Raw genomic sequence first — 1,611 nt, forward strand, 5'->3', positions numbered from 1 at the left:
GGCACATCGAGCAGCCCGCCTCGCGCCACTCGGCGCCCGCCGCCGTGACCACCGCGTCCAGGCCCTCGGCCTCGGCCTGCTTCTTGACCTCCATCGAGCCGGGGACGACCAGCATCCGGACGCCGTCCGCGACCGTCCGGCCGGACAGGACTTCCGCGACGGCGCGCAGGTCCTCGATGCGGCCGTTGGTGCAGGAGCCGACGAAGACGGTGTCCACGGCGATGTCGCGCAGCGGCGTCCCGGCGGTAAGGCCCATGTACCGGAGGGCGCGCTCGGCGGCCTGCCGCTCGGTCGGGTCGTCGATGGCCGCCGGGTCCGGCACGGACTCGCCCAGCGGGAGGCCCTGGCCGGGGTTGGTGCCCCAGGTGACGAACGGGGTGAGCTCGGAGGCGTCGATGACGACCTCCTTGTCGAACACGGCGTCGTCGTCGGTGCGCAGGGACGTCCAGTACTCGACGGCCTCGTCCCACGCCTCGCCCTGAGGGGCGTGCGGACGGCCCTTGAGGTACGCGAACGTGGTCTCGTCCGGGGCGATCATCCCGGCGCGGGCGCCCGCCTCGATGGACATGTTGCAGACCGTCATCCGGCCTTCCATCGACAGCTCGCGGATCGCCTGGCCCCGGTACTCGATGATGTGGCCCTGGCCGCCGCCGGTGCCGATGCGGGCGATGATCGCGAGGATCAGGTCCTTGGCGGTGACGCCGGCGGGCAGCGAGCCGTTCACCGTCACGGCCATCATCTTGGGCTTGACCTGCGGCAGCGTCTGCGTCGCGAGGACGTGCTCGACCTCGCTGGTGCCGATCCCGTGGGCCAGCGCGCCGAACGCGCCGTGCGTGGAGGTGTGCGAGTCGCCGCACACGACCGTCATACCGGGCTGGGTCAGGCCGAGCTGCGGGCCGATGACGTGGACGATGCCCTGCCCGGCGTCGCCCATGGGGTGCAGCCGGACGCCGAACTCGGCGCAGTTCTTGCGCAGCGTCTCCACCTGCGTCCGGGAGACCGGGTCGGCGATCGGCGCGAGCAGGTCGGTCGTCGGGACGTTGTGGTCCTCGGTCGCGATCGTCAGGTCCGGGCGGCGGACGGGCCGGCCGGCCATCCGCAGGCCGTCGAACGCCTGCGGGCTGGTGACCTCGTGGACGAGGTGGAGGTCGATGTAGAGCAGATCCGGTTCGCCCTCGGCACGTCGCACGACGTGCGCGTCGTACACCTTCTCGGCCAATGTGCGGCCCATCGCTCCACCTCACCTGTCGTCCTGCCGGGAGCGCCCATGCGCCCGGCGATCGAGTTCCGCCCGACTTGCATCTCACATCGCGAGACGGCAATATCAAGACATGGACAACTCTAGCGGAGTCGGCGTTCTCGACAAAGCGGTACTCGTGCTGAACGCCCTGGAAGCCGGGCCGGCCTCCCTCGCCCAGCTCGTCCAGACGACCGGCCTGGCGCGGCCGACCGCCCACCGGCTCGCCGTCGCGCTGGAGCACCACCGGCTCGTGCACCGCGACACCCAGGGCCGGTTCATCCTGGGGCCGAGGCTCGCCGAACTGGCCGTCGCGGCCGGTGAGGACCGGCTGCTCGCGATCGCCCAGCCCGTCCTCGCCCAGCTGCGCGACC

2 protein-coding genes are annotated in these 1,611 nt (G+C 71.9%); one reads left to right on the forward strand and one right to left on the reverse strand.

Features of this window, described 5'->3' with window-relative positions:
- On the reverse strand, nt 1-1,231 hold a 1,231-nt coding region (leuC, locus tag AB0J52_RS39675), incomplete at its 3' end, for a 3-isopropylmalate dehydratase large subunit (RefSeq protein WP_500188286.1).
- A 100-nt stretch (nt 1,232-1,331) separates the two neighbouring features.
- Between leuC and AB0J52_RS39680 the strand changes: the two genes are divergently transcribed.
- The coding region (locus AB0J52_RS39680) for a helix-turn-helix domain-containing protein (RefSeq protein ID WP_500188288.1) at nt 1,332-1,611 on the forward strand (280 nt) is incomplete at its 3' end.

The organism is Spirillospora sp. NPDC049652 (assembly GCF_040675125.1).
In the GTDB taxonomy this organism is placed as follows: Bacteria; Actinomycetota; Actinomycetes; order Streptosporangiales; family Streptosporangiaceae; genus Spirillospora.